At 62.0% G+C, this 24171-nt stretch carries 26 protein-coding genes and 2 pseudogenes; 10 read left to right on the top strand and 18 right to left on the bottom strand.

The window, feature by feature from the left end; translation table 11 throughout:
- Positions 1 to 15: 15 nt before the first annotated feature.
- The 9 genes and pseudogenes from arsA to SH412_RS28635 all read right to left on the bottom strand — a co-directional run.
- Positions 16 to 1776: an arsenical pump-driving ATPase gene (gene arsA / locus SH412_RS15000; protein ID WP_336518823.1), complete on the bottom strand. Its 1761-nt coding sequence runs from the start codon at positions 1774 to 1776 to the stop codon at positions 16 to 18.
- Between the two features lie 40 nt (positions 1777 to 1816).
- Positions 1817 to 3079 carry an arsenite efflux transporter metallochaperone ArsD gene (gene arsD / locus SH412_RS15005; protein WP_336518824.1) on the bottom strand — a complete coding sequence of 421 codons (1263 nt, stop codon included), beginning with the start codon at positions 3077 to 3079 and terminating at the stop codon, positions 1817 to 1819.
- Between the two features lie 55 nt (positions 3080 to 3134).
- Complete coding sequence (locus tag SH412_RS15010; protein ID WP_336518825.1) at positions 3135 to 3443, bottom strand: ArsR/SmtB family transcription factor; 309 nt, start codon at positions 3441 to 3443, stop codon at positions 3135 to 3137.
- Positions 3444 to 3658: 215 nt separating this feature from the next.
- Entirely contained in the window at positions 3659 to 3883 is a 225-nt protein-coding gene (locus SH412_RS15015) for a hypothetical protein (RefSeq protein WP_336518826.1), read from the bottom strand.
- A gap of 293 nt (positions 3884 to 4176) precedes the next feature.
- Positions 4177 to 4803: a DUF417 family protein gene (locus SH412_RS15020; protein WP_336518827.1), complete on the bottom strand. Its 627-nt coding sequence runs from the start codon at positions 4801 to 4803 to the stop codon at positions 4177 to 4179.
- 57 nt (positions 4804 to 4860) lie between these two features.
- A complete protein-coding gene (locus tag SH412_RS15025; protein ID WP_336518828.1) occupies positions 4861 to 5799 on the bottom strand; it encodes an AraC family transcriptional regulator in 939 nt (312 codons plus the stop codon).
- Complete coding sequence (locus SH412_RS15030) at positions 5786 to 6007, bottom strand: DUF542 domain-containing protein (protein WP_336518829.1); 222 nt, start codon at positions 6005 to 6007, stop codon at positions 5786 to 5788. The genes SH412_RS15025 and SH412_RS15030 overlap by 14 nt, the downstream gene beginning before the upstream one ends.
- A gap of 369 nt (positions 6008 to 6376) precedes the next feature.
- A pseudogene (locus tag SH412_RS15035) lies at positions 6377 to 7278 on the bottom strand (IS3 family transposase).
- Between the two features lie 40 nt (positions 7279 to 7318).
- Positions 7319 to 7618, bottom strand: a pseudogene (locus SH412_RS28635) (transposase); the annotation flags it as partial.
- Positions 7619 to 7793: 175 nt separating this feature from the next.
- On the opposite strand from SH412_RS28635, the gene SH412_RS15045 reads away from it, so the two are divergent.
- The 7 genes from SH412_RS15045 (at position 7794) to SH412_RS15075 (ending at position 14428) form a co-directional block, all read left to right on the top strand.
- Positions 7794 to 8879 carry a two-component system sensor histidine kinase NtrB gene (locus tag SH412_RS15045; protein ID WP_336518832.1) on the top strand — a complete coding sequence of 362 codons (1086 nt, stop codon included), beginning with the start codon at positions 7794 to 7796 and terminating at the stop codon, positions 8877 to 8879.
- A gap of 30 nt (positions 8880 to 8909) precedes the next feature.
- A complete protein-coding gene (locus tag SH412_RS15050) occupies positions 8910 to 10352 on the top strand; it encodes a sigma-54-dependent transcriptional regulator (RefSeq protein WP_336518833.1) in 1443 nt (480 codons plus the stop codon).
- Between the two features lie 282 nt (positions 10353 to 10634).
- A complete protein-coding gene (locus tag SH412_RS15055) occupies positions 10635 to 10862 on the top strand; it encodes a YegP family protein (RefSeq protein ID WP_336518834.1) in 228 nt (75 codons plus the stop codon).
- Between the two features lie 350 nt (positions 10863 to 11212).
- On the top strand, positions 11213 to 11554 hold the full coding sequence (locus SH412_RS15060; RefSeq protein WP_336518835.1) for a hypothetical protein: 342 nt from the start codon (positions 11213 to 11215) through the stop codon (positions 11552 to 11554).
- 896 nt (positions 11555 to 12450) lie between these two features.
- Positions 12451 to 12894, top strand: coding sequence for a GreA/GreB family elongation factor (locus SH412_RS15065; protein WP_336518836.1), 444 nt, complete (start codon positions 12451 to 12453; stop codon positions 12892 to 12894).
- Between the two features lie 102 nt (positions 12895 to 12996).
- The gene (locus SH412_RS15070; RefSeq protein ID WP_336518837.1) at positions 12997 to 13497 is read left to right on the top strand and encodes a universal stress protein; all 501 of its coding nucleotides are present in this window, start codon (positions 12997 to 12999) and stop codon (positions 13495 to 13497) included.
- Between the two features lie 538 nt (positions 13498 to 14035).
- The gene (locus SH412_RS15075; protein ID WP_336518838.1) at positions 14036 to 14428 is read left to right on the top strand and encodes an HTH domain-containing protein; all 393 of its coding nucleotides are present in this window, start codon (positions 14036 to 14038) and stop codon (positions 14426 to 14428) included.
- Here SH412_RS15075 and SH412_RS15080 read toward each other — a convergent pair.
- The 8 genes from SH412_RS15080 to SH412_RS15115 all read right to left on the bottom strand — a co-directional run bounded on the left by SH412_RS15080 (position 14362) and on the right by SH412_RS15115 (position 20709).
- Entirely contained in the window at positions 14362 to 15426 is a 1065-nt protein-coding gene (locus SH412_RS15080; RefSeq protein WP_336518839.1) for a type IV pilus twitching motility protein PilT, read from the bottom strand. The genes SH412_RS15075 and SH412_RS15080 overlap by 67 nt on opposite strands.
- A gap of 24 nt (positions 15427 to 15450) precedes the next feature.
- The gene (locus SH412_RS15085; protein WP_336518840.1) at positions 15451 to 16233 is read right to left on the bottom strand and encodes a tetratricopeptide repeat protein; all 783 of its coding nucleotides are present in this window, start codon (positions 16231 to 16233) and stop codon (positions 15451 to 15453) included.
- A complete protein-coding gene (locus SH412_RS15090) occupies positions 16230 to 17081 on the bottom strand; it encodes a S26 family signal peptidase (RefSeq protein ID WP_336518841.1) in 852 nt (283 codons plus the stop codon). Before SH412_RS15090 ends, SH412_RS15085 begins: the two co-directional genes overlap by 4 nt.
- A 186-nt stretch (positions 17082 to 17267) precedes the next feature.
- A complete protein-coding gene (locus SH412_RS15095) occupies positions 17268 to 17477 on the bottom strand; it encodes a DUF2997 domain-containing protein (RefSeq protein WP_336518842.1) in 210 nt (69 codons plus the stop codon).
- 38 nt (positions 17478 to 17515) lie between these two features.
- Complete coding sequence (locus tag SH412_RS15100; protein WP_336518843.1) at positions 17516 to 17977, bottom strand: hypothetical protein; 462 nt, start codon at positions 17975 to 17977, stop codon at positions 17516 to 17518.
- A 36-nt stretch (positions 17978 to 18013) separates the two neighbouring features.
- On the bottom strand, positions 18014 to 19642 hold the full coding sequence (locus SH412_RS15105; protein WP_336518844.1) for an AAA family ATPase: 1629 nt from the start codon (positions 19640 to 19642) through the stop codon (positions 18014 to 18016).
- Between the two features lie 4 nt (positions 19643 to 19646).
- The gene (locus SH412_RS15110) at positions 19647 to 19859 is read right to left on the bottom strand and encodes a hypothetical protein (protein ID WP_336518845.1); all 213 of its coding nucleotides are present in this window, start codon (positions 19857 to 19859) and stop codon (positions 19647 to 19649) included.
- A 28-nt stretch (positions 19860 to 19887) separates the two neighbouring features.
- Positions 19888 to 20709, bottom strand: coding sequence for a radical SAM protein (locus tag SH412_RS15115; protein ID WP_336518846.1), 822 nt, complete (start codon positions 20707 to 20709; stop codon positions 19888 to 19890).
- 258 nt (positions 20710 to 20967) lie between these two features.
- Between SH412_RS15115 and SH412_RS15120 the strand changes: the two genes are divergently transcribed.
- On the top strand, positions 20968 to 21153 hold the full coding sequence (locus SH412_RS15120) for a hypothetical protein (protein WP_336518847.1): 186 nt from the start codon (positions 20968 to 20970) through the stop codon (positions 21151 to 21153).
- 192 nt (positions 21154 to 21345) lie between these two features.
- Here the strand turns inward: SH412_RS15120 and SH412_RS15125 are convergent, their stop codons facing one another.
- Positions 21346 to 21762: a hypothetical protein gene (locus SH412_RS15125; RefSeq protein WP_336518848.1), complete on the bottom strand. Its 417-nt coding sequence runs from the start codon at positions 21760 to 21762 to the stop codon at positions 21346 to 21348.
- A gap of 173 nt (positions 21763 to 21935) precedes the next feature.
- Here SH412_RS15125 and SH412_RS15130 point away from each other — a divergent pair, with 173 nt between their 5' ends.
- Positions 21936 to 22481: a sigma-70 family RNA polymerase sigma factor gene (locus SH412_RS15130; RefSeq protein ID WP_336518849.1), complete on the top strand. Its 546-nt coding sequence runs from the start codon at positions 21936 to 21938 to the stop codon at positions 22479 to 22481.
- 278 nt (positions 22482 to 22759) lie between these two features.
- Positions 22760 to 23869: a FecR family protein gene (locus SH412_RS15135; RefSeq protein WP_336518850.1), complete on the top strand. Its 1110-nt coding sequence runs from the start codon at positions 22760 to 22762 to the stop codon at positions 23867 to 23869.
- Positions 23870 to 24171: the final 302 nt, after the last annotated feature.

The following is a 24171-nucleotide window of genomic DNA, read 5'->3' on the forward strand; positions in this document are numbered from 1 at the left end:
GTCGTGTGGAGAGGCTTAACGCGTCGCCAGCAGCTTGTGCAGCTCGGAACGCCCGACGGGCGGCTCCGGCTGCCACGGGACGAGCGCCACGCGCGCGGCGTGCTCGCTGACGACTTCGCGAATGAAGACTCGCTCGGCCGCCTGCCGCGATTTCAACACCGGGTCAGTGACCGGCAGCGGTGCCAGACTCTGGTTGATGATCCACGCGTAGGGCTCAATCTCAGCGCGGCGTAAGTCCCGCTGCAGTTGGGCCGCCTCGTGGACCGGTGTCGCTTCGGGCAACGTGACGACCAGCACGCGTGTAAAGTTTGCGTCCCGGAGCCGGGGCAGCAGGTGCTCGACGGACTCCGGCATCTGACTGGCCTGCCGGGTGACTTCGCGATGGTAGGCCAGCGCGGCGTCCAGCAGCAGAATCGTATGGCCGGTCGGGGCAGTGTCGAGAACGACGAACCGATCGCTCCCCTCCGCGACCGCCTGGGCAAACGCCCGGAAGACAGCGATCTCTTCGGTGCAAGGCGACCGCAAATCCTCCGCCAGCAGCGCCTGACCCGATGCATCGAGGTTGGCTCCGGATTCCTGCATGACTTCCGCCGTGTAGCGGGCCGTTTCGCCGGCAGGATCGATCCGGCTGACCGTGAGATTTGGCATCGCATCGCTGTCGATCATTGCCGACAGATGCGCGGCGGGATCGGTCGTCGACAGATGCACGCGGAATCCCCGTTCGGCCAGGGCCACGGCCACCGCCGCAGCAACCGTCGTCTTTCCGACGCCACCCTTGCCCATCGCCAGAATCACGCCGTGTCCGGGGGCCGCCAGATCATCGATGAGCTGGCCCAGAGTCGGCGGCAGAACCAGATCGTCCGAGCCCGTCAGAACAGTCTCACTCGCAGTGACCAGATCGCTGCCGAGCGCCCGCAGGGCCGCCAGGCCCAGCACTCCGGCGCGGGAAAGGGGGATCACCGTCCGCGGCAGATCCCGCAGAGTCGCGGGGATTTCGTCCATCGCGAGGTCGCCGCGGCGTTGCAGCGCCAGCGCGAATGGATCGTCACCATTCGCCGCCCGAAACACACCGTTGACGACCAGGTGCTGATTCTGCACGCCCAGCCCCGCCAGCTCTCCGCTCGTTCGCGCGGCTTCACGAAAGGCCGTGACCTCCGGCCGGGTGACGAGCACCAGCGTCGTGACCTGCGGATCGCCCAGAGCGCGGACCGTCTCCTGATACAATGCCTGTTGTGCCTGCAGGCCGGCCAGCGGCCCCAGGCATGATGTGCCGGTGGTGTTCGTCTCCATGAAACCCGACCATGCCGACGGGAGTGTCAGCAGTCGCAACGTGTGCCCGGTCGGTGCGGTGTCAAAAATCACGTGATCGAATTCGGAGGTCGCGCTCGGATCACCCAGCAGTTTCGAGAATTCGTCGAACGCCGCAATCTCCAGCGTGCACGACCCCGAAAACTGTTCCTCCATGCTCGCCACGGCCGCCGCCGGCAGCAGCGTGCGATACGGTCCGACCATCCGTTCGCGATATTCGGCGGCAGCGGCCTCGGGATCGAGATTCATCGCGAACAGACCGGGGACGCTGTTCACGGCCGTGGGGTGATGGCCCAGCGGCGTCTGCAGGACTTCGTCGAGGTTCGAAGCCGGATCGGTCGACACCAGCAGGACTCGCTTTCCGGCGTCCGCCAGCCGGACGGCCGTGGCGCACGCCAGCGACGTCTTGCCGACGCCCCCTTTACCCGTAAAGAACAGATTCCGCGTCGGATTGGTGAGAAATCTCATCGTGTGATTCCCGAAAGAGGCAAGGTCATCGACTGCGGGTTCAGCAACAGGCGGAACCGCCGCAGCAGGAACCGGCTGGTTGCGCGACGGGCAGCGACGGCGCTGCGGACGGGCCGGCCCACATGGCCAGCATCTCGCGCGTGGGATATCCCTTGCGGCTGACGATCTTCCCGTCGACGACAATCGCCGGCAGGCAGTCGGTCCCTTCGGACGACAACAACTGATGGATCTGGGGGTTCTTCACGAACTCCCCCGGTTGCTGCGACAGGTTGTAGCGCTCGACCGTATGCCCCTGTGACTTCAGCCAGTCCAGATCGGCAGCGAACCGCGGCAGCACCGGATCGACGGATGGACCGCAGATCCCCGTCGAACAACACATCGGCTTGTCATAGACCTGAATCGTTTTCATGGCAGTCTCCTTTGAAACATTGGATTCTTGCACGGCAGCGCCCGCCTTCACGGCGTGCACGCGCACGCTGGCGGCATATGCATTTGCATCAAACTGGCTGAGCACGCCAGCGAGTTCGTCATGGAGCGGAAGAGTCTCCGCCGCCGTTGTCTGTGCCGGCCCGCAGGCTCCGCCTGCAGACGAGCAACACCCACCGGAACTGGCCTGAGCATACACGTTCAGGTCCGCCCCTGATTCCGCAACCACAATCGATGCAAATCCGGCTTCCCGCAGCAGGCGATCGTAGTCGGCGATCAGAATTGCACCCGCAATACAACCGACGTAAGCCTGCACGCTGGCGGCCACCTCGGACGGCAGCGGCTGCCGAAGCGCGATGTCGCTGATCGCAACCCGCCCGCCCGGCTTGAGAACTCGCAGGATCTCGCGGAACGCCTGCGACTTATCGGGAACGAGATTGATGACGCAGTTGCTAATCACACAGTCCACCGACGCGTCCGGCAGCGGGAGCATGTCGATCTGCGCCAGGTGAAACTCGACGTTCGTGGCTCTACTCCGGGCGGCCCCGGCCCGCGCCCGCTCGATCATCTCCGGCGTCATATCAACGCCGATGGCCTTTCCGGTCGGACCGACTCGCTTCGCGGCCAACAGGACATCGAGTCCCCCGCCGCAGCCCAGGTCAAGGACGACTTCGCCGGGCTTCAGTCCGGCCAGGGCCACCGGGTTGCCGCACGAGAGTCCCATATTGGACTCGGGAGGCAGGTCTGCCAGTTCATCGGCGGTGTAGCCGAACGCGGCAGCGACCGACCGAACCGCATCCGAGTCATTGCTGAGCCCGCTGCGGGCGACGCTCGCATACTTAGATTGAACCGTTTCGAGCAGTTTGTTCTGAGTCATCTCACCTCCTCACATCGTCTATCGTCGAACAACGATCACAGTTTCCAAAAAAAATCTACAGGCCCGCGATGAGCTGCTTGAGTTCGTTCAATGCGGCGGGATTGATGCAGTAGCAGACTTTCGGTCCGTCGATCTCGCCCTGAACCAGCCCCGCTTCTTTCAGGATCTTCAGGTGCTGCGAGACGGTCGACTGTGCGAGAGGCAGTTGATCGACGATCTCACCGCACACGCAAGACGTCCGGCTCAACAGCAGCCGCACAATCCGCACACGGGCAGGGTGTGCGACCGCCCAGGCCAGCCGGGCCAAGTCCTCATCCCGCTCACCATGCGGCAGAGCGACCGCTGAGGAATCACAGCATTTCATGTCCGACTTCCGCGTTGCCACGACAACTCCTTAAAATCGTCTATCTACGATTAACGATATCGACTGAGGGACGGTACGTCAATCAGAGAATCCGAAACAGCCGCGCGGAATCCACGTTGTTGCGTGGCCCAGCAGCACTGCCTGCGATATTTCAGCATCCATAGCAAGCGAAAACTGCCGGCGCTTTTGATAAGCAGAAACGCCGGCCCGGCAGGTCAGCCGAACAACCGGTCCGCCATCCGCCGACGGATTGTCGCGGTTGTGAGGCCGCGCCGTGGAATTGCGGAGTCCACCAGATTCACCACGGACCGGCGCACCGCCTCCGGCAGACTGTCCCAGACGTCAACGATCCGCGCCAGTTCCGGCGGCATCAGACAGGGCTCGGAATCGGCAGCCAGACGCAGTTTCGGACCGGGACCGGCAACCAAACCGGCAACCACGTTTTTCGTGTCGCCGTAACCTCTTTGCCGTTCAGATAGTTGCCGCGATTCGGCACCGGTCTTGAAAACCGGAGACGGGGTAACTCGTTCCAGGGTTCGAATCCCTGCCTCTCCGCTTCCGCCTTCGATCGATTGCCGCAAGTTGCTTTCCTGAAAGCAACTTGCGGCTTTTTCTTTGCGGGAAAACGACCTTCCTGGTGCACGTTTGGTGCACAATCGGTGCGCCGGGAAGTGTCTCAGAGGCCGCAGCGAAAGCCGCGCGCCCGCCGGACTCGGGCGAAGGTGATGCGGCATCAGTTGCCATGGCCTTCACCGTCGCCTTTTTTCGAACTCACGCTCATCCGCGAGACCGATGCCCCTCGCTCCCGCAAGTACGCCTTCGCCGAATCCGCCATCGTCACGAGGGCGGCCCCCATCATGATGGCGTCTTTCACGACGAGTCTCCCCGCTCCACTCAGATACGGAAATCCGTATTGTGCATCGCCGAGAGGCGGAACCCAGCATTCCGGCGTCGTGATAAGGAACGACAGCGTGACGAACGACATCACGAAAACCAGGAAGCTGCCGACCGCTGCTGCCTGCGGAATCCACGGGTGCAGGCAGAGCAGCAAACCATACAGAACAATCACAGTGCCCAAGCCGTACGCGAATTCGTAGGTGCGGTTCGCTTCGTGCCATGCCCGATTCTCGGTGTTCAGCACGCCCTCTGGGTTCTTGTGGGCTTTGTAGTTCCCGGGGTCGGAGTAGAAGAAGCTCATGGCCGGGCTGTTGGCGACGAACGGCACGATGCCGTCTGCCTCGTAGCGGAACGCCTTCAGTCCGCCAATCCAGAGCAGTACGACAATCAACCCCGCCCGAGTCAGGGCAACGCCCGCCTTGTCCATCTGGGACGCCAGTTCAAACAGCTTCAGCACGCTCATTTTCTATCTCCGTTAGAGCCAGCGGCGGCGGGTAGTCGGTGCTCCCGCCGTCAGGTCTCAAGTATCGGAGGCAACGGCAGAACGCGGAATGGGCGCACGGTCGGAAAGCATGGACAGATTGCTTCCACCTCGGACCGCCGTCTCGAACTCCCGGAAAAAGGTCGGCGAATGGCCCGTCGCCTTTTTGAAGAGGCGGCTGAAGTACAGTTCGTCACCGAAGCCAAGCTCTCGCGAAACCTCCTTCACCGGCTTCAAAGTGTGAAGTAGCTGCCATTTGGCGTGGATCAGGATGCGGCTGCGGATCAGATCGGTCGGCGTTGTCCCGAGATGCTCCCGGACAATCCTGCCGAGCGTCTTCGGAGTCATGTGCAGCCGCTCCGCGTAGTCCGCGGGCGAGTGCAGCGTGTGATAGTTCTGCTCGATCAAGTCGCGCAGTTGGCCCAGGACCGGATGCCGAAGGTCCATTCCCGGCCCGCAGGCGCCGGCTCGGGAGGACTTGAGCCTCGTGGCCAGAATCAGTAGGACCTTCAGGTGTGCGAGCATGGCTTCGCCATAGGCGAGCTCGCGCTCCTCGTGCTCCTTTCGAATGTGGTCGATCAAGTTCTTCACGTCGGATTTCGACTGTTCATCCATGACGACCACGGGAATTCCGTAGGGGTCGTTGAAGAGCAAGCCACTGCAGCCAACCTCCGCGTGGAATGTCTCGACGCACAGGAAGTTGGCGTGAAACTGAACCACCTCCGCTTGAACCGGGATGTCGGGGACAAACCGGATGTGCTGGTAGGGAATGAAGAACAGCAACGCACCCGGCCCGAAGGTGAATTGCGAGGCGTCGGCCCAAAACATCCCGCTCCCGGACTCGATCAAGTAAACGGAGAAATAGTTCGTACGGGCCGGCTCGAACGGTTTGGCATCGATTCGCATACTGCTGATGCGAATCGCCTGGCCGCCCTTGCGCGGATCAAACAGGTCGTGGGAGACGTTATTCTTCGCCATGTGTCGCAGGATCGCTTTCCTCCGCCTTCAGACAATCGAGCAGTTTCAGCAGGACCACGCGGTCATCCAGTCCTTCTTGGCGGCAGGCATACGCCAACGACTTTCCGCCGCAGGAGTAGTCGATCCCGAACTCCTGAAATACAGCAAGGGTTGCTGGATGCTCAATGACCCAATCGGGGACGGGCGAATCGAGGTCGCAATCGCTCATTTCATCTCGCCTCCACCGACCGGCAGCACGCCTTCACCGAAGTCGAGTCCACGGCAGTGGTTGACCAACCGTCAACTGGCAAACGATCGCGAGGCGCGACGCCGAGAGACGTTGGCAACCAGCGAGAGCCGCCGCCGCGCCGTCGCGCGGCCGACCGCTTACATTCCGAGTGCGAGTACGGCCTACAGTACGACCCGCAGAAAAGTGGCAGTACCCATTTCTCCCGCACAACATGATATGTCCCGCACCGACTTGCACGGCTCTGCAAAGAATGCGAAACGCCCTGTATACCCATAAAAACATGGCGTTTTTGAGCGTCTCGGCAGGGGCTTCTGGACTTCCTTACGCTTTGTGGGCGCTGAGTTCAGGTTATGCCGCTTCGGCGAACTGGGCCGGGGTCTGACAGCCCAGGGCGGAGTGGCGGCGTTGACGGTCGTAGAACGCTTCGATGGACTCGAAGAGGCTCGGACCGGCGGCCGCACGCGTGCGGTACCCTTCGTCGTGGACCAGTTCCTTCGTCAACGTCGCAAAGAAGCATTCCGTCGGCGCGTTGTCCCAGCAGTTCCCCTTCCGGCTCATCGAGCACGTGATCCCGTGCGCCTGAAGCTGCCGTTGATAGTGCTCGCTGGCGTACTGCACGCCGCGATCCGAATGCGCTGTCAGGCCGGAGTCGGGACGCTGACGGGTCAGCGCCATTTCCAGCGCATCCACCACCAGCCGGCTGTCGATCCGCTCCGACATCGACCAGCCGACAATCTGCCGGATGAACAGATCCGTATGCACTTGCGGCGCGCCGTACGTCTGACGGCTGGCCGTATGCACTTCCCGGATCTGCTCGGTAACTTCATGGCGACGGACGGCCCTGGGGCTCGGGCCGCGCCGACGCCAGACGTAGTAGCCGCTGCGCGTCACGTCCAGCACGTCGCACTGCACGGCGACGGGCCACCGGGCCTGATGGTCGTCGATGAAGGTGTATCTCACTTCGACTCCTTCGCGAAGAAGGCCGTCGCTTTTTTCAAGATCTCGCGCTCCATCCCCAGCCGACGGTTCTCTTTCTCCACGGCGGTCTGATGCCCCTTGCCGGGGAAGGCTTGCGGCCCCTGCCCGGCGGCCTGACTCTGCCACTTCCGCAGCAGGTTGGCGTGCGCATCCAGCCGTCGGACCCCTTCCGCCGCCAACAGTCCCTGACACTTCACGAGTTCCACGACTTCCCGCTTGAACTCGGGATACGCTTTTTTTCGAGCGCCCACAAAACGTGGGGAAGTCCAGATCGGGGCTCCCCTGGTCGAGTGGAAGGCCGAGGAACTCCCGCAGCGACAGGCTGTCCGCACAGCGCCAGGCGATGCCACGCTGCGAGCCGAGCCCCTCGACGTACCCGACCAGCAGCCTGCGGAAGCAGACGCCCGGCGGCAGCGGCAGCGGCCGCTGACCGCGACGGTCGACTTCCTGATAGAATGCCAAGCAGCGATCCTCGATCCAACGGTCGAAGCGGGCGTCGGCGAACAGGCGGTTGCGGGCCTTGCAGAAGGGGCGCCCTTGCGACCGCGGCAACTGCTCCGCCGTGACAAACAGCGGCTCCTGCCGCGACTCATTCCGCCGTCCCATCGCCATCGGCAAGACCTTTGTAGCCGGCCTGATCCGGAACCGGAGACAAAGATACCTGCCGGGGTTACGGTGCGGCAGGGACGGGGAAGACTTATAACGGACTGCCAGGGGTCCGGGGCTCTGGCGGCAACAACGCGTATGAACCCAATTGACAACACCGATCGCAGAGGTCGATTACTCGATGACAAAGCCTCGCATCCTGATCGAAACGCTGTTGCCCACCCTCGTGGTCAGTCTGATACTGGGCGGGTTCTGCCTTGCCATCGGAATCGCTTTGCTGAGCGACGTGGGCCGCATCCAGGACTGGAGCGCGGCGGGGCGATTGTGGGCCTGGAGTGGCATTGTGCTGGGTGGCCTGTCTGCCTGCGGAGCCATGCTCTTTGCCGTTCGCGGCTGTCGTCAGTTACAGCGCTCATTTATGGACGTGAGCGAACGGGTCCATGTCGCTGCACAGCGTCTTGGCTCTGCCCCGATGCCTCAGAGCACCCGGCCGGCCGAATTGCTGGCGCAAGTCCGGTCGCTTCTGGAAGGGATCGATCGCGTGCTTGAAGAACGGCGGCAGCGCGAATGCGAGGTTCTCCGGGCCGATCAACTGGCCATGGTGGGACAAATTGCCGCGGGTGTCGCCCACGAATTGCGAAATCCCCTGACCTCGATCAAACTGCTCGTCCAGACAAATCATCGGGAGGCGGGCAATCAGGGACTTCCAACCGATGATTTCGCCATTATCCAGCAGGAAATTCGCCGCATGGAGAGGTGCCTGCAGCAATTCCTCGACTTCGCACGGCCGCCTCGACCGGAGCACCGCCCGGTCGATCTCGCGCTCCTGGTGGAGCGCACGCTGGCCCTCGTTGTGGGGCGGGCCCGCAAGCAGCAGGTGACTTTGGACTTTTCTCCGCCTCCCGCGCCGGTCGTGGTCGAAGCGGACGAAGACCAAGTCCAGCAACTGCTTGTTAATCTGGTTCTGAACGCGTTGGATGCGATGTCCGAGGGAGGGCGGATTGAGGTTCGCCTGCCGCTGCCGCGCGCGGGCGAGGTTGAACTGCAGGTGCTCGACACTGGACCGGGCATTCCCGCGGACCTGTTTGGTCGACTCTTTGATCCTTTTGTCAGCACCAAGGAGACTGGGATTGGTCTGGGGCTGGCGGTCTCGCACCGCATTGCCAGTCGACATGGCGGCAGTCTTTCGGCGGTAAATCTTCCTGCAGGCGGCGCCTGCTTCACCTTGCGGTTGCCGACGTCTCAGCGGGTTGCTGTTGCGAACTAGCATCTGGAACTAGAAAACTGAGACCGTGCGATGGCATCCCTTCTGGTGATTGATGACGAGGCTTCGATCCTGCACGCGTTCCGGCGAGCCTTCGGGCGGCCGGACATCGAATTGCTGACGGCATCCTCGGGGCTGGAGGGGCTGGAGGCGGTCGCAGAGCACCAGCCGGATGTGGTCGTGCTGGACATCAATTTGCCGGATATGCCCGGATTGGAGGTCTTTCGGCGAATTCGATCACAAGATGCGCGGATCCCCGTGATTTTCATCACGGGGCATGGAACCACCGACACCGCCATCGAAGCCATGAAGCTCGGAGCATTTGACTATCTCCTGAAGCCGTTGGAACTCGCTCCTCTGGAGACGCTCATCGCACGGGCTTTCGAGATCAGCCGCCTGATGCGCGTTCCCGCCCGCACCGAAATCGAAGGGCCATCGGACGGAGCCGACATCATCATCGGCCGATGCCCGGCCATGCAGGAAGTCTACAAGTCCATTGGCCGGATCGCGCCGCAGGAAGTCACGGCACTGATCATGGGTGAGACCGGTACCGGGAAAGAACTTGTAGCGCGGGCGATCTATCAGCACAGCCGCCGGGCGACCGGCCCTTTTCTGGCGATCAACTGCGCCGCCATCCCCGAGAACCTGCTGGAAAGCGAGTTGTTGGGGCACGAGAAAGGCGCCTTCACCGGCGCGGATCGACGGCGCATCGGAAAATTTGAGCAATGTTCAGGCGGGACATTGTTTCTGGATGAGATTGGCGACATGACTCCGCTGACTCAGGCCAAGATTCTCCGTGTGCTGCAGGATCAGCAGTTCGAACGTGTCGGCGGCAATGAAACGATTAAGACCGATGTGCGGATCATCGCGGCGACGAATCGCGATCTGCAGCGCATGATCCTCGACAAGAAGTTTCGCAGCGACCTTTACTATCGCCTGAGCGTTTTCACCATCACCCTGCCGCCACTGCGGGAACGGGGCGAGGATCTCATGCTTCTCGTCCAATTCTTCCTCAATCGCTATGGTCTGGAATTGGGCAAGGAGATCACGCAAACGAGTCCCGAGACCACGGAAATGCTCCGCCGGTATTCTTGGCCGGGAAACCTGCGCGAGCTGCAGAGCGTGATCAAGCAGGCTTTGCTGCAATCCACCGGGCCGGTTCTGCTCCCGGAATTTCTGCCCCAGTTTGTACAGGTCGGCGCGCAGTGCCGGGTGGAAACGCCCGGCACGACGCCATCCGAGTTGGACCGCCTGATTGACGACGGGCTGCGATCGAACGCTCCAGATCTCTATGAGTCAATCCTGAATCAAGTGAAACGTCGGTTGCTGACAAAGGCCCTTCAGGAAACGGGGGGCAACCAGTTGCGTGCCGCGAAGGCCCTGGGGATCTCGCGCAGCACATTGCGTAACGACTTAAAATCGCTCGGCATCAGCGTCGAGCGGCAGATCAGCAAGTCTGATGACCCCCTGGAGTGAGCCGCCAAGCCCTCCCCGCGTCCCCGTCGATCACGGGCGGACGACGAACTTGTGAGACTCGCCCTTGACCGGGCGCATTTCAGCCAACTGGCCAGATTCCGGCCAGTGGATGCTTCTCCATATTCCTGAATGCTCGTGTTTTGCAGCGAGACGCACGCGGCACGCGAATTGCCTAAGTGACGGTCACCCAACGGGCCGAAGCCTCTTCACGTCGCCCGATGGCGTGGCCAAGGCGGTGCTTCCCAGTCCACGCGGCTCATCGCTCTTAAAGGAGACACGGCAATGATGTTTTACGTCTATCGAGATGAAGACGGGTATTGGCGCTGGCGGTTGGTGACCGCGAGCAATCAGGTACTGGCCCAGTCCCCCAGGGCCTACCACCAGAAAGACGACTGCCGCGCGGTCATTCAGCTCGTGAGAAACTGCGGGATTGCGAGAGTTCATGAAATCCCCGTCCAGATGCCCCTCGAACAAGTTCCCGGCAATCAGGTTGTAAAAGCCTCGCTCTGAGGCAACTGGGGCAAGTCCAAAACTTTCCGCGGTTGACGGAACGCTTAGACCAATCGAGCCGTGAAGTACCAGCTCATGGACTCGAATGCGGTATGGAACCGCAGCAGCAAACCGTCACACCGCAGCCTCCGACCCCACTTTACGAACGTGCAGAAACTTCCCCGCGGACCGGCGCGGCCGCACCGTACGTGCAAGCAGCTTCCACACAGGCCACTGCTGTCGTTCGCCAGTTGTGACCGCCAGTGTTGGCCGACTACGCCCTCGGAACAAACCCGAACATCACGACCACCTGACGCTCACCTCTCAATGCCCCCGAACAACAGGCCCGGCAGCGGATTGATCCGCGGCTCGTGTCCGCCGGCTGGATCGCTCAAAACTATGCCGACTTGAACCTGTCTGCTGGGCGGGGGATCGCGGCCCCCGAATTCCCGCTCAAAACCGGGTTCGCCGACTATCTGCTGCACGCCGACGGCAAGGCGATCGGTGTCGTCGAAGCCCAACCGGTCGGGCATTCCCTGATCGGCGTTGAAACGCAGTCGACGAAGTATCTGGATAGGCTCCCCATGGAGGCCGCAGCGCACAACCCGGGCCGACTGCTGCAGACGCTGACAGGAGCGGGCAAGCCGCGGACCCTGCACGGGGCGGCCCCGTGGGCTATGGTCAACGGGCTGCGAGCGGCTCAACTCGCTTGAATGGCGCACAGTGGTCGATTCTGGCCAATTTGCTCAATCCAGGACACCAGTCGATCGGTCGTGCCGGTCTAAGCGGCCATTGGCAAACGCGCCGACAGCTATGATCTGGGGCCAATGCGAAGGCCATTCCGACATTTGTTCGATTGGCACGCAGCGTGCATAGATAGCGTTTCAGAACTAGCCATGTAATCCGTCGCCCACTTCCGCAGAGCGATTCTGCGGGGCCGATACGCCGGCTGAATTGAAGGAAGGAATCATGCTTATTTCTGGAGTATCTACGTCTCCACAAGTGGCAGAGGGTCCCATTCAGGCGATCGACCTCGTCAGCCGCACGGTCGCAGTTCTGTTGCACGAAGATGGGTTTCTCATCTTCGATGTCCCCCCCCATTGTGAGGTTCGACTCAACGGAGAACGGGTGAAACTCCGCCTCCTCCAACCGGGCGATCGGGTCCAGATCGTCTTCTGCCGAAAGCGTGGCATTCTAACCGCAATGAGTCTGAACGTCACGACACGTCAACCTGCGATGAAGGAGGAATGCAAATGAACCGCGACTTTCCCCCGCATTTTTCCCCCTTCGACCACGTCCAATCAACCGTTCGCAGTCAGTGATACGGGCGTGTGCCTGGCTCTGCTGCGATGACAGACCCACACGCGCCGGTTCTGACACGATCCGCCCGCTCCTGCGATGCCAACCTGCTTGCTGAGCAGATCGTTACGCATCAGCCAACGGCGCGAAACGAGATTGAAGTGGATCTCGGCCGCGCGGGGTCGGGATATCGCTCGGCAATGAGTTGGCACAATCGGTCTCCCAGCTCTGGAATCCCGCACTTCCACGACACTCAGATATCAATCGTTCGGGCGAGCTCCCGAATCGTCAGTTCGGAAAGGATTTTCTCATGACGTCTTCAAGGGTCGAAATGACCTGCCTCGACCACTGTCGCCTGACCGCGCTGATCAACCACGCTGTTGCCGAGGACCGGCTTCACTTCCCAGACGTAAAGCATCTCTCCGCACTCCGGCAGAAACTCGAATCCGCTCTGTGCCGGGAATCAGCGGACATCTCGCCCGACGTGGTGACGATGGGGTCAACCGTGCTCTTCCGGGAAATCGACAACGGAGAATGCTGGACCTTCACCTTGTGCTACCCAGAGGAAGCCAACATCTTTCAAGACCGAGTTTCGGTTCTGGCTCCGATCGGAACCGCACTTCTGGGACAGCGTGTGGCAGATCGTGTCGACTGGCCCGTTCCCAGCGGGAAAGTGCAGATCGAGATCGCCGAGATCGTCTACCAGCCGGAGGCGGCCCAACGATGTGACCAACTGGAGACCATTTCGACATGACGCGCTCAAAACAATTGCGGACATTGCGCGCGATGCGTTCTCTCGATTCTGCGACATCGTCCATTCTGCTCTTCACCTCATTCGCAAACAGGAGACGGTGCGATGGTAACTGTCAATCGTCTTTCGGACTCCCCACAGGCCTTCGATCTGGCGCAGCGGACGCAATTCCCTTCGCATAGCCAGGACGAAGCGACGATCCTCTTCGCGACGGACCTCTCCTCCTCCTCCCGTGTCGGGGTGAACTGGGCAACCTTGCTCGCGAGGCTGTGCGGCGCCAAGGTTCTGCTGCTGCATGTGGAAACCCCACCCGCCAGCAGCGATCACCTGCACCACGATTACTCTCAAGTCCGGTCCCGATCGCAATCCGCGCTCCAGAGCCTTTTGCCGACGGACCCCGCCGTCCGGTCCAATTACCACGTCGTTTTGGGTGACCCGGCCCAGCAGATTGTCGATGTTGCAGAGCAAAAGAACGTCAGCTTGATCGTTCTCGGCACTCATCAACGAAAGGGACTGCAGAGAATCCTCAAGGGAAGCGTGACCGAGTCCGTTCTTCGCTACGCTTCATGTCCGGTCTTCGTGTTTCCACTGGGATCGGCAGGTTGACCCGGACGCGATATCGTCACAGCCAGATTGCGCCGCACTCCAGCAGTTCACCGATCGTAACCACGGTGCAGCCGAGTGCTTTACCCCCAGCGATGGACGGCGATCGCTCTACGGGAAAATCGTCTCATTGTCCATCGCCGGAGGGTCGCGCTCAGCTTCTTGAAGCGACCCGTCTCGTTCCTTTCACGGAAGGCTCGACGTCGATATTCCGGCTCATCCGACTAACCCGTACCTCATGCGATGCAGCGCATAGAGTTTGAGCTGGAAGAACTCGAAGTCGCGATCGCCAAACGCCTGGCGCCTGCAGCAGCCGGCCGGGTTCGTCGCGCTCTTCGTCGAGGTTGTTCAACGACTTCGACAGCAGCCAGCGGGTTCCCTTCCGCCCCGCACGGCAACGTTATGACGAATCGGCACGCCCGCTTCGCAACATTTGCTTGCGTCGGGGTGGTGTACGCGACTACCGTCGGACACGTTCTGTACCCCCGGGCACGCTATTCTGCGGCCCTGCGTACTGCATCGCCCACGGGAACCCGGCACGATGTCCGACTCTGCACAACTCATCCGCCAGTGGACGCTCCTCCGCTTGCTCTTCGCCCGAAGGCACGGAGCGACGCTCAAGGAGCTGGCCGCCGACGCCGGCGTTTCCCAGAAAACCATCCTCCGCGATCTCAAACTCCTGCGACGGCTGGCCTTTCCCATCGAAGAAACCGTCGGCGAGCACGGTCGCAAACACTGGCGGATGCGGAGGCGCCTGCGGCTACCAGATTCTCGATCGCGACGTCATCCGCGCCATTCAGGACCGGCTCCGTTGAAGCTGCGGGTCCTGGGTTTGACGCAATCGGTTTTGACCGGGTCAGGCGAGGTCTATGTCTTCTCAATCCGGGAGCGAATGAATTCCTGGTCGCGGACGTTGGTGAGCAGGATGTCGTAGGTGATTTCGCCGCGCTGGTAGAGTTCAAGGAGCGAGGCGTCCATCGTCTGCATTTTTGACTTCTTGCCGGTCTGCAGTTCGTTGTAGATGAGGTGCAAGTGGCGTTCGCGGATGTGATTGCGAATGGCCGGCGTGGCGACGCAGATTTCCATTGCGAGAATCTGACCGGCGGACGTGGCCCGCGGGAGCAGTTTCTGAGCGAGGATGGCTTGCAGACTGTTGGCGAGCTGCAGCACGATGTTGTTCTGCTGTTCGGCGGGAAATGCGCCGAAGATCCGTTGCACGGTCTGGACGCAGTCGGGCGTATGGAGCGTCGCGATGACGAGATGCCCGGTTTCCGCTGCGACGAGGGCGGTTTCGATCGTTTCGAGTTCACGCATTTCGCCGATGATGATGACGTCGGGATCCTGCCGCAAAACGTGAATCAGGGCGGAGCGGAAGGAGATGACGTCGGTGCCGACTTCCTGCTGCACGACGACGCTGCGCGAATTCTGATGGACGAATTCGACGGGGTCCTCGATCGTCACGATCTTGGTGCGACGTTCGCGATTGATGACGTCGATCATGTAGTTGAGAGTCGTCGTTTTGCCGACGCCGGTCGGCCCCGTCACCAGCACAAGGCCGGTGGCGAGTCGGGTCAGTTCTTCCACGAACGGAGCCAGACCGAGCTGTTCGCTGGGGCGGATGGTGGTTTCGCAGAGCCGGATGGCAAGTTCCGGCGATCCGGCGTGGTAGTAGATACTGATCCGGCAGCGGCCGATGTCCTCCCAGTGTCGGGAGAAGCAGAGCTGAAGTTCCGCGGCGAGACGTTCCTGCTGGTGCGCGGTGATCATGCCGCTCACGATGCTGCGGAGCGTCTGTTCGTCGAGCGGTTCGCCTTCGATCGGGCGGATCTCTCCGCCGATGCGGAAGATGGGGGCCACGCCGCGGACCAGGTGGGCGTCGCTCGCGCCGAAGCGGCGGGCGCCCTTGAGGATCTTGTCCAATGTCCACGTCATGCCGGACAGCTCCCGGGAGAAATTTCAGCGGCGAAGCCAACTGCGGACCCAACGCCACGACTGCCCGACCTTCGACCCCAGGTTTTCGAGTCGATCTTCGGCATCGCGATGCCCGGGGGAGAGGGACAGAACCTGTTCGAGGCTCGTTCTGGCGGCGCGGTCCTGGCCGAGTTCCTGCTGGGCCCGGGCCTGTACCAGCCAGACGTAGGGCTCTGCGGGGGACATTTCGACGGATTTACGGATTCGCTGCAGCGCTTTGGCGGGGGCGTCGTGATAAAGACAGATCAGAGCGGCTTCCAGGGGGACGAGCCAGTCGCGGTCGGACTGTTCGGCCTTTTCAAAGCATGCGGTGTCCGTGGATTGACGGGCGGCGAGCATCAGTTCGCCGCGCACGAGCCAGCGGTACCAGGAGTTGCCGGTCTGCTGCAGGGCGGCGTCGCAGGCGGACATGCCCGATCGCTGGTCGCCGCGGCGGACGAGGGCCTGGGCGCGGGCTGCGATCAGGTCGCCGTTGCCGGGGAAGAGCTCGATGGCCTTGCGGCTCCAGAGTTCGGCTTCGGTGAGTTCGTCGAGCAGGACGAGCATCTGGACCTGGCCGACCCAGCCGGGCACAACGGACTTGTCGATTTCGAGCGCGCGCGAGTAGTAGCGCAGAGCTTCTTCGTAGTGTCCCTGTCGCCGTTCGCGGTCGGCCCGTTCGAGCCATCCGGCGGCCTCGACGGGAACCGATTGCGGGCCGGGCGCTTCCGCAGAGCGGCGGTCGTCGGAGCCGGGCGACTCAAATTCCAGATTCTTGAAGCGCGTCATCGTTCTTCCACACCGCCAATTTGTCGCCAATTGAGCCAGGGTCGATGCCGCAGGAACACGCGACCTTCGATCTGCGCCGTCGGAAGAATGAATTCTGCGACATTGAGAGTCGGGATCTCCATCCGGGGGCCAACGCGAGCCTGCATGATCGCTGTTGGCAGGATCAGAACCCGGCCTGGGGGAATTCGCATTACTGCGGCGTCCTGCAGCGGCAGGGCCTGGCCGATTCCCGGGAGCTTTGCCGGGAGTCCGTCGACCAGCAGCCTTCCGCCGGATACGGAAATTGACTGTCCGGACGTGGCGAGGATGCGGTCGAGCATCTGTTCCCGCAACCTGATGTTGTAACCTTGGCGGACATTCAACTGCCGATCATCGGGCCGATAGAGGACCAGATCTTCCACGGCCGGCGCCCGCCGGCTGTAGGCCTGGCGCAAAACAATCAAGGCGTCGCCGGCCAGCAGTTCCGTCGTATCCATGTTGAGGACGATGGCCCCGAGGCGGGCAGAGATGAGACTCCATGCCGGCACGTAGGCCGCCACCAGCACAAACGCCACCAGCAGCGCGGTCAGCCTGAAGCGTTGAGCGTGATTGACCGTGCGGGCGAAGTCGTAGAGCGACCCCTGGTGACAGGCCAAGGCCAGCCCCAGAGCGATGCTCCCAAGAGTCGTTCCGAACAGCAGGAGCCCCGCGAACGCCATCCCAAGGAAACCGCCGAGGAACAGCAGGCCCATGCCTCGATCGCCGTTGCAGAACTGCGGGCAGCCGGGGAACAGCGCCGCCAACCACGCCAGCAATCCAGGAGACTCGACTCCTTCCCGCTGCCACCACGTCTGCACTGCGTTGCGCATCCGGTCCGATCCGGATCGGACCCTGCTGCCGACGCGGGATTTCTGCAGTCGGCGTCCCCAGCGCGTGGCGCGCGGCGGATGAACGTCGATCGCAGACGTCGCCAGTTGCAGCGACATGTTGCACCGGCCGCAGTTCGTGGAACCGGGCAGATTGAAGAATCCGCAATTGGGGCAGGCGGCCATTGATCAGTACCGCTGCTGCCGGATGTCGATCTTCTGGCCCACGGTCTGCGCCGCTTCGTGATACTCGGACGTCAACTGCCGGGATTCTTCTTCGCCGATGATCTTGACAATCTCGGCGGCGGCCTTGAGGCAGTCGGGGCCTTTGATGCCGCGTGTCTTGACCGTCACTTTGCCGTCCGGCGCGATCGTGATTTCGATTTCTTCCTGAGACATGGAATGACTCCCGATATCGGCTGTGCGGGGACGGAGGCTCAGGAATTTCGGATGCGGATTCTGACGGTCCGGTCTGCCTGAACCTCCTGATCGATGACATGCATCCGCCGGTCCTGGATTTCGCTCATGAGGCGGTTGTAGACGAACTGCTGGGTGACCCGGTCGACCACGTCCTGGCCGATCTGCGCCAGTTGCGACTTCGACAGGCCGTCTCCTTCGACGCAGACTTTCAAAGCTCCCCGTTCGTCGCGCGAGAAACGGATCCTGACGCCATCCCGCTGGACGGTCATTTCCTCGGAGATTCCGGCGGCGGTCGCCAGAATCTCCGAGTTCTCGATATCGAGGGTCGCCCGATTGGTCGTTTGAATGCCTGACTGGGAGGCTCGGGCCGCTTCCGAGGCAACCGCGAAGCCCAGGCTGCCGACGGCGGCGGCCACGGCCGCGGAAATTGCCGGCCAGTTGGCGATAATCAGTGGCGTGATGACGACGACCGTACTCATCGGAGTCCTCCTGCGAATTGTGACTGCTGGCGGATGCTATTCGAGCTCGATCTTGCGGCGGCTTTCTTCGACGACTCGCTGAAGGGATCCCGATGCCGGTCGCGCCCGGCTGCCGGCCCAGGAACGGAGCCGGCTGATTTCCTCGCTCATGGTGCGGGAGAGGGGGACCGTTTCGGCGATGTTGCGACGGATGACATCTACCGAGACATCCTGGTCGCAGCTCAAGGCGTCGAACAGCGAAGAAATGATGGCCTCTTCGATCTCGGCGCCGCTGAATCCATCCGACGATTGCGCCAGGAGCTGCAGATCATTTTCGGACATCTGGCGGCCGCGACGTCTGAGCTGGATCTGGAAGATGGCCCGGCGTTCGATTTCGTTGGGCAGATCGACGAAGAAGATCTCGTCGAGTCGACCTTTGCGCAGCAGTTCGGGGGGCAACTGGCTGATGTCGTTGGCGGTGGCGATGACGAAGACGGGCGCAGTTTTCTCCGACAGCCAGGTCAGGAGCGTCCCGAACACGCGAGAGGCGGTGCCGCCGTCGCTGCCCGATGAGCTGGTGGCTCCGGCGAGGGCTTTGTCGATTTCGTCGATCCACAGCACAACCGGGGCGATGCTTTCGGCGACCTGGAGGGCCTGGCGGATATTTTGTTCGCTCGATCCGACGAGGCTGCTGAACATGCGGCCGACGTCGAACCGCAGCAGCGGGAGTTTCCAGAGCGAAGCCGCCGCCTTGGCGCAGAGGCTCTTGCCGCATCCCTGCACTCCGAGCAGCAGTACGCCGCGCGGCGAGGGGAGGCCAAACTTCGCGGCCCGCTCGGTAAACGCGATGCTGCGTTTCCGCAGCCAGTCTTTCAGGTTTTCCAGCCCTGCGACGTTGTCGATTTCTTCGGTGGCGGAGTAGAACTCCAGCAGACCGCTCTTCTTGATGATCTGCTGCTTTTCTTCGACGACGACGCTGACGTCGTCCCCGTCCAGTCGACCGTCGAGCACCAGCGTTTTGGCGAAGACGTTTTCGGCTTCTTTGAGCGTCAGTCCGCGGGCGGCGTGCAGGAGACGTTCGCGACTTTCGACATCGAGCGAAATCTGAACCTGCGGATTCTCTCGGACGTCCTCGACGATCCGGTCCAGCAGCCGGCCGAATTCGCCCGGCCCCGGCAGGTCAAACTCGATGATGCTGACGTCCTTTGCCAGATCCTGGCTGATCTGCATCTTCGGGGCCACGATAATCAGCGACTTGTATGTGTCCCGCAGATGCAGGGCGACATCGCGGAGGCGCCGATGTACGGTGAGATTGCAGCGTTCCTCGGACGTGAAGTGATGAAAATCCTTGAAGAGGAAAATCGCGGGGTCGACCTGATCGACGACGGCGTCGAGCGCGGCAATGGGATCGGAGGTGTTGTTGGAGCCAGCGCGGCTGCGCTGGGCTTCGGCGCCGGAACGAACGAGGCCCTGAGTGATCGTCCAGACGAACAGTTTCTTGTTGCGGGCCTGAGCGATCTGCCTCAGGCAGCGTTCGACGCGTTCCTCCTCCCAACTGACGACGTAAATCAGCGGATAGCGGGCGCGAATCAGGACTTCGAGCTCTTCCCGCGGCTTGAGATCCCGGGCAGCAGGGAGCACTTCGCGTGGCGGACGGGGAGCGGGCGGACGTGGTGGCGCAGTCATGGCGCTATTCCCCGGTCTGCGAAAGTCGTGTGGTTGCCGTCGCGGTAGCTGCCTCGTTCGACTTCGGAATGGCGGCAATCCGCTGTTGCAGCGACAGCTCGTGAGGCGCCAGTCCCGCGAGCAGCTCGGCCACTCGGTCAGACAGTCCGAAAGCGTAGATTCTGCCGTCGGGGGCGATCATCAATTCCGTCACTCTGGTTTCGTCGTCGAGCGTCATGATGGGGGCCAGTTGATGTTTCGTCGGCTCAGCGGACGAGTTGCAATCCGGCCGCTTCAGCCCGCTCCCGGGCTGCGGCCGCTTCGCCGGGACTCAAATAACGATTCAGGTCTGCAAACTGTCCGGCGCGCCAGCGGGGCAGATAACCGTGGCGCAGACTGAATCTGACCTGCGGCAGACGTTCGGCCAGCCACGCGACAATGGGTCCGTAGCAACATTCAGCATGGCCCGGCAGCAGCAGATGGCGGACGATCAGCGTCCCGGACCCGGCAACCCGCTCCAGATTGCGGGTCACGATCGCCCAGTAGTGATCGACGCGGGCGATCCGTTTCGCGCAATCGTCGTTGCCGAACTTCAGATCGGCGACGTACCAGTCGGCGATCCCGTCCAGCAGTTCGAAAGCCTCTGGAGTGCCGTGAAAGTCCGACTTCCAGACGATGGGCGGCAACGGGCCAGACTCGGCCATGACTTCCAGGATGCGTGGCAGGTGGATCGTTGGTTCGCCGCCGACCCACTGCAGTGTTTTCGGACACTGCGTCCGCCCAAGCTCAACCGCCAAACGAAAATACTCCGGGGTCAACAATTCGCCCCGTTTCGGATCGAATGCATTGACTTCGGCAACGCAAAACGCGCAACGCAGGTCGCACCCGGACAGATAGAAGAGGTGGCATGGCGTCAGTTCCAGTTCTTCGCCGTATTCCACGCGGTGACGGAAGACGCGGGCTTCGACGCCGGCGTGGCACGGACCGCGCTCTCCGCGCGCACGATCAGCGCCGCAGCGGTGCTCGCACAACTGACAATGGCGATCGTGTCGCCGAGCCGCCTCCAGCCGTAACTGAGCGCGCAGCATCGAGTTCAAAAACCTTGGACCCAAGAGTCCTGGGCGTACGTGCAGTCACTGGATGTGACCAGAGAGCGGTCGAGATTGAGAAGCGTTCGCGAACGATACAGATCAGAAATCGAAAGAATGCGACGTAGCTGGTTTACGAATGCTTTGCTCGAATCGTTGGACAATTTTTCGGGCTCATCCGGAAATTGCGCGCCGAGGAGGGCGAGCGAGTCGACATGCATCCACAATCTGGAGTTCCGTCGAATCGCCTCAACCGACTTGAACCCCATTTCCGCCGATCCACGACGTCCGCGCGATCGGCACTTCCGGCATTCGAGCGAAGAACACTGCGCCCCCCTCATCTCCCAGTTGACGGACTTCGGCAAGCAGCTCGAAGACGCTCACCGGCGGCTGGTTGCATTGAGCGATCAGGTTGCGGGCGAGGTCCTCCTCGATTCGGCGTGATCTCGCAGATCGCTTTCCGACTGAACGACTTCGTGAACGACTTCAGCGGACTGATTTTTCATCCATCACAAGATTGCGCGACGCAACACGCTGCCATAACGGATGTTGCGACGCAATTGAAGAGTAAAACTGCAAGCCGGGGATAGTCCTCGCTCTCCTCTTGAGAACGATACCCATCCCCGGATCAATGATTCACATCCGCGGCACGAGATCACGGGACCATTCTGCCAGTTGTGGCAGCCTTGGGTTGCTGTCTCGCAACCCCTCGTTCACGTCATCCAGCGCGACGATCCGAGTCGGGATGTCGCCGAAGAGTTGGAAGGCCCGGAAGTGGCCTTCGGGGAAGGCCTCCGAGCACTCGCGGGGGAGAGCGCCCGGCCAGTACGCGGCATCGCATGTTGGCAGGGACGGGACAAACGGCGCCACCTGCTGCCGGTGGCCCGACAGGTCGACACAGAAGTCGATCTGCATTTCACCGGGATCGTGCCGCAACGGCAGAAAAGCCTCCTGCCGGCTGACCTTCGGCTCGCGGACGGCGTCCTTGCCGATCGTTTCACCGCCGTCATCCCCGTGCTCGTCTCGCAGCCGCTCCAAGCCCCGCCAGGCCATGTGCCGCTGCTTGCGGTGGGGCACACATGACTGACGGCTGACGGTCGACAGGACTGGCGTGGAATCTCGCAGAGCGGGACGATTGATTGCGATTTCGGTACTTTTTGCGAATGCAGACAGATTTCGCGTGGGATCGAACGGCCTTCGAATATCTGCTCACGAGGCCCTTACCAATGGATCATGCCGAAGACACCACGTCAGTCGATGCAGCGGAAGAGATCGTGCGTCTGATCGCTCAGGCTCAGCGGCGACTGTACGCTTTCGTCTTTGCGCTCGTCCGCCGGTCGGCGGATGCGGACGACGTCTTGCAGGAAATCAACGTCGTCCTGTGGCGGAAACGGGACGCATATCGTCCGGGAACGAACTTTCTTGCCTGGGCTTTTGAGATTGCGCGCCTGCAGGTGCTGGCTCATCGGGCGCGCTGCGCCCGGTCCGAAGACCCGTTTGACGCCGCCCTGCTGGCGGAAATCGCCGAAGCCGCGCGGATCGAGTCTGCGGAGTTCGACCGACGCGAAGCCGCTCTGCGATCGTGTCTGCAGAAGCTGCCGGAGGAGCAGCGAGCGTTGATTGTGCGGCGTTATCAGCCGGACGTCGCAGTCAACTCGCTTGCGGCGGAACTGGGCAAGACTTCCAAGGCGGTCTCGGAATCTCTGCGTCGCATCCGTGAGGCGCTGCGTCAGTGTATCGAGCGGACTCTCGCTGCGGAGCTCCGTTCATGAGTTCCTCCGAGCGGCCCGAGGAGTGGTCGAGACTGCTCAACGGCCTGGCAGACGACTGCTTGACTGGCGAGCAGGAACGGCGACTTGCGGAGTTGTGTCGCAGCGATGTGAAATTTCGACGCGAGTACGTGGCGTTCTGCCAGCTCGTGACGATGCTGGCCTGGCAATCGTCGGCAGATATCACACCACTGCCAGGTCGGCCATCGCCGATCCCCGGAATCGATTTGACAATTCCATCTTCGGGGCCGGGGAACGCACGATCCAAGACCGTCAGGTCGATGCGTACGGGATGGGCCATTTTCATCGTATCTGCGTTGCTTGTGGTCTTTGGTTTCCTCTGGCTGGGGCGGAATCCGTCGAGCGACAATTCCCTCGGACGAATCACTTCCGTTGTCGGTCGCGTTGAAGTGACGCGAGGAAACCAGGCGCCGGTCACGATTCTCGCAGAAGGTGTCGGTCAGAACTCATGGGCACTGCAGGCGCAGGATCGTCTCCGCATTGAGCATGACGGGATGGCAACGCTGACGCTTGCCGATCTCACCGAGATTGATCTGCGGCCAGACACCCGGCTCGCGCTGTCGAAAGACCGCGGAGTCAGGCTGGATCTGCTGCGCGGCGGCTTGAAGGCACGCGTGACGCCACAGCGTGCTGGAGACTCGCTGAAGATCGTTACGCCCCATGCCGAAGTCGGGATTCTCGGGACGGAACTGGAGCTTTTCGCGACTCCAACGCAGACCGAAGTTGGAGTGGTCGAAGGGCGGGTGCGCGTGACTCGGACCTCCGATGGAGCCTCTGCTGAAGTGTCTGCGGCTCAAATCCTGACCGTTGCGGAGACTGGCGGCTTGTCGGTCAGTCGGTGGCCGCAGCCGCCCGACGAATGGAGCGAAGACTTCGAGCGCGGGCAGCCGCCCGGCTGGACGGGAAGACTCGTGCGCGACGGATTGCCGGAACGATCTCGCGGCGCAATCCGGGCCGTCCTGACCTCGGGACCGAGAGGCGCAGGCCAGGAAATTCGTTCACCGGTCGAGGAAGACGGTCTGTTTGCCTGGCACGCCGATACGGTGCTGCACCTGACATTCAAAGTGCAACCGCCCGCCTGGTTTCATGTGTACCTCCTGGCCCTGGATTGTCATCGACCGCAATCGTCGTTGACCTGCCGTGTCGTGAAGCCGGATCTCTGGCAGACATTGCCGGGGGAATGGCGCACGATAAGTCTTCCCCTGTCTGAGTTTCAAGTTGTGAGCGGCGGACCGGATGAACCGGCGCTGGGCCGGATCCCGGTGCAAATTGTCTTGAGCGGAGGCGGCGACTCGGCGGGCGTCGAGATTGATCGCGTGTGGGTCGATCGTAGCGACTCGCCTGCAGGCCGCGGGACGACTGAGGAGTGATTTCGGACGAGGAGAACAGAGTGGGAATGCAGCAGAGTCGTCTCGGCGGATGGGCAGTCTTATCGGTCGCGTTGGCAGTCGGTGTTCTTTCGGGCTGCAGTCGCTCCGGAGCGGACCGGGAGACAACAGCAAGCGATTCCGCGGAGGCGAAACCCTCCGAGTCGGAGACGGCTGAATTGGATGCCGTCGAGCCGGCGGGGACATCGGCGGCTGTCGTGACTCTTGAAGAGACGGCCCCCCTCCGCACGGACTCGGCGGTGGTTGCAGCGACTCCGCCCGGACCGCCGCAGATCGGTTCCGGC

It is taken from the genome of Planctellipticum variicoloris (assembly GCF_030622045.1).
Taxonomy (GTDB): domain Bacteria; phylum Planctomycetota; class Planctomycetia; order Planctomycetales; family Planctomycetaceae; genus Planctellipticum; species Planctellipticum variicoloris.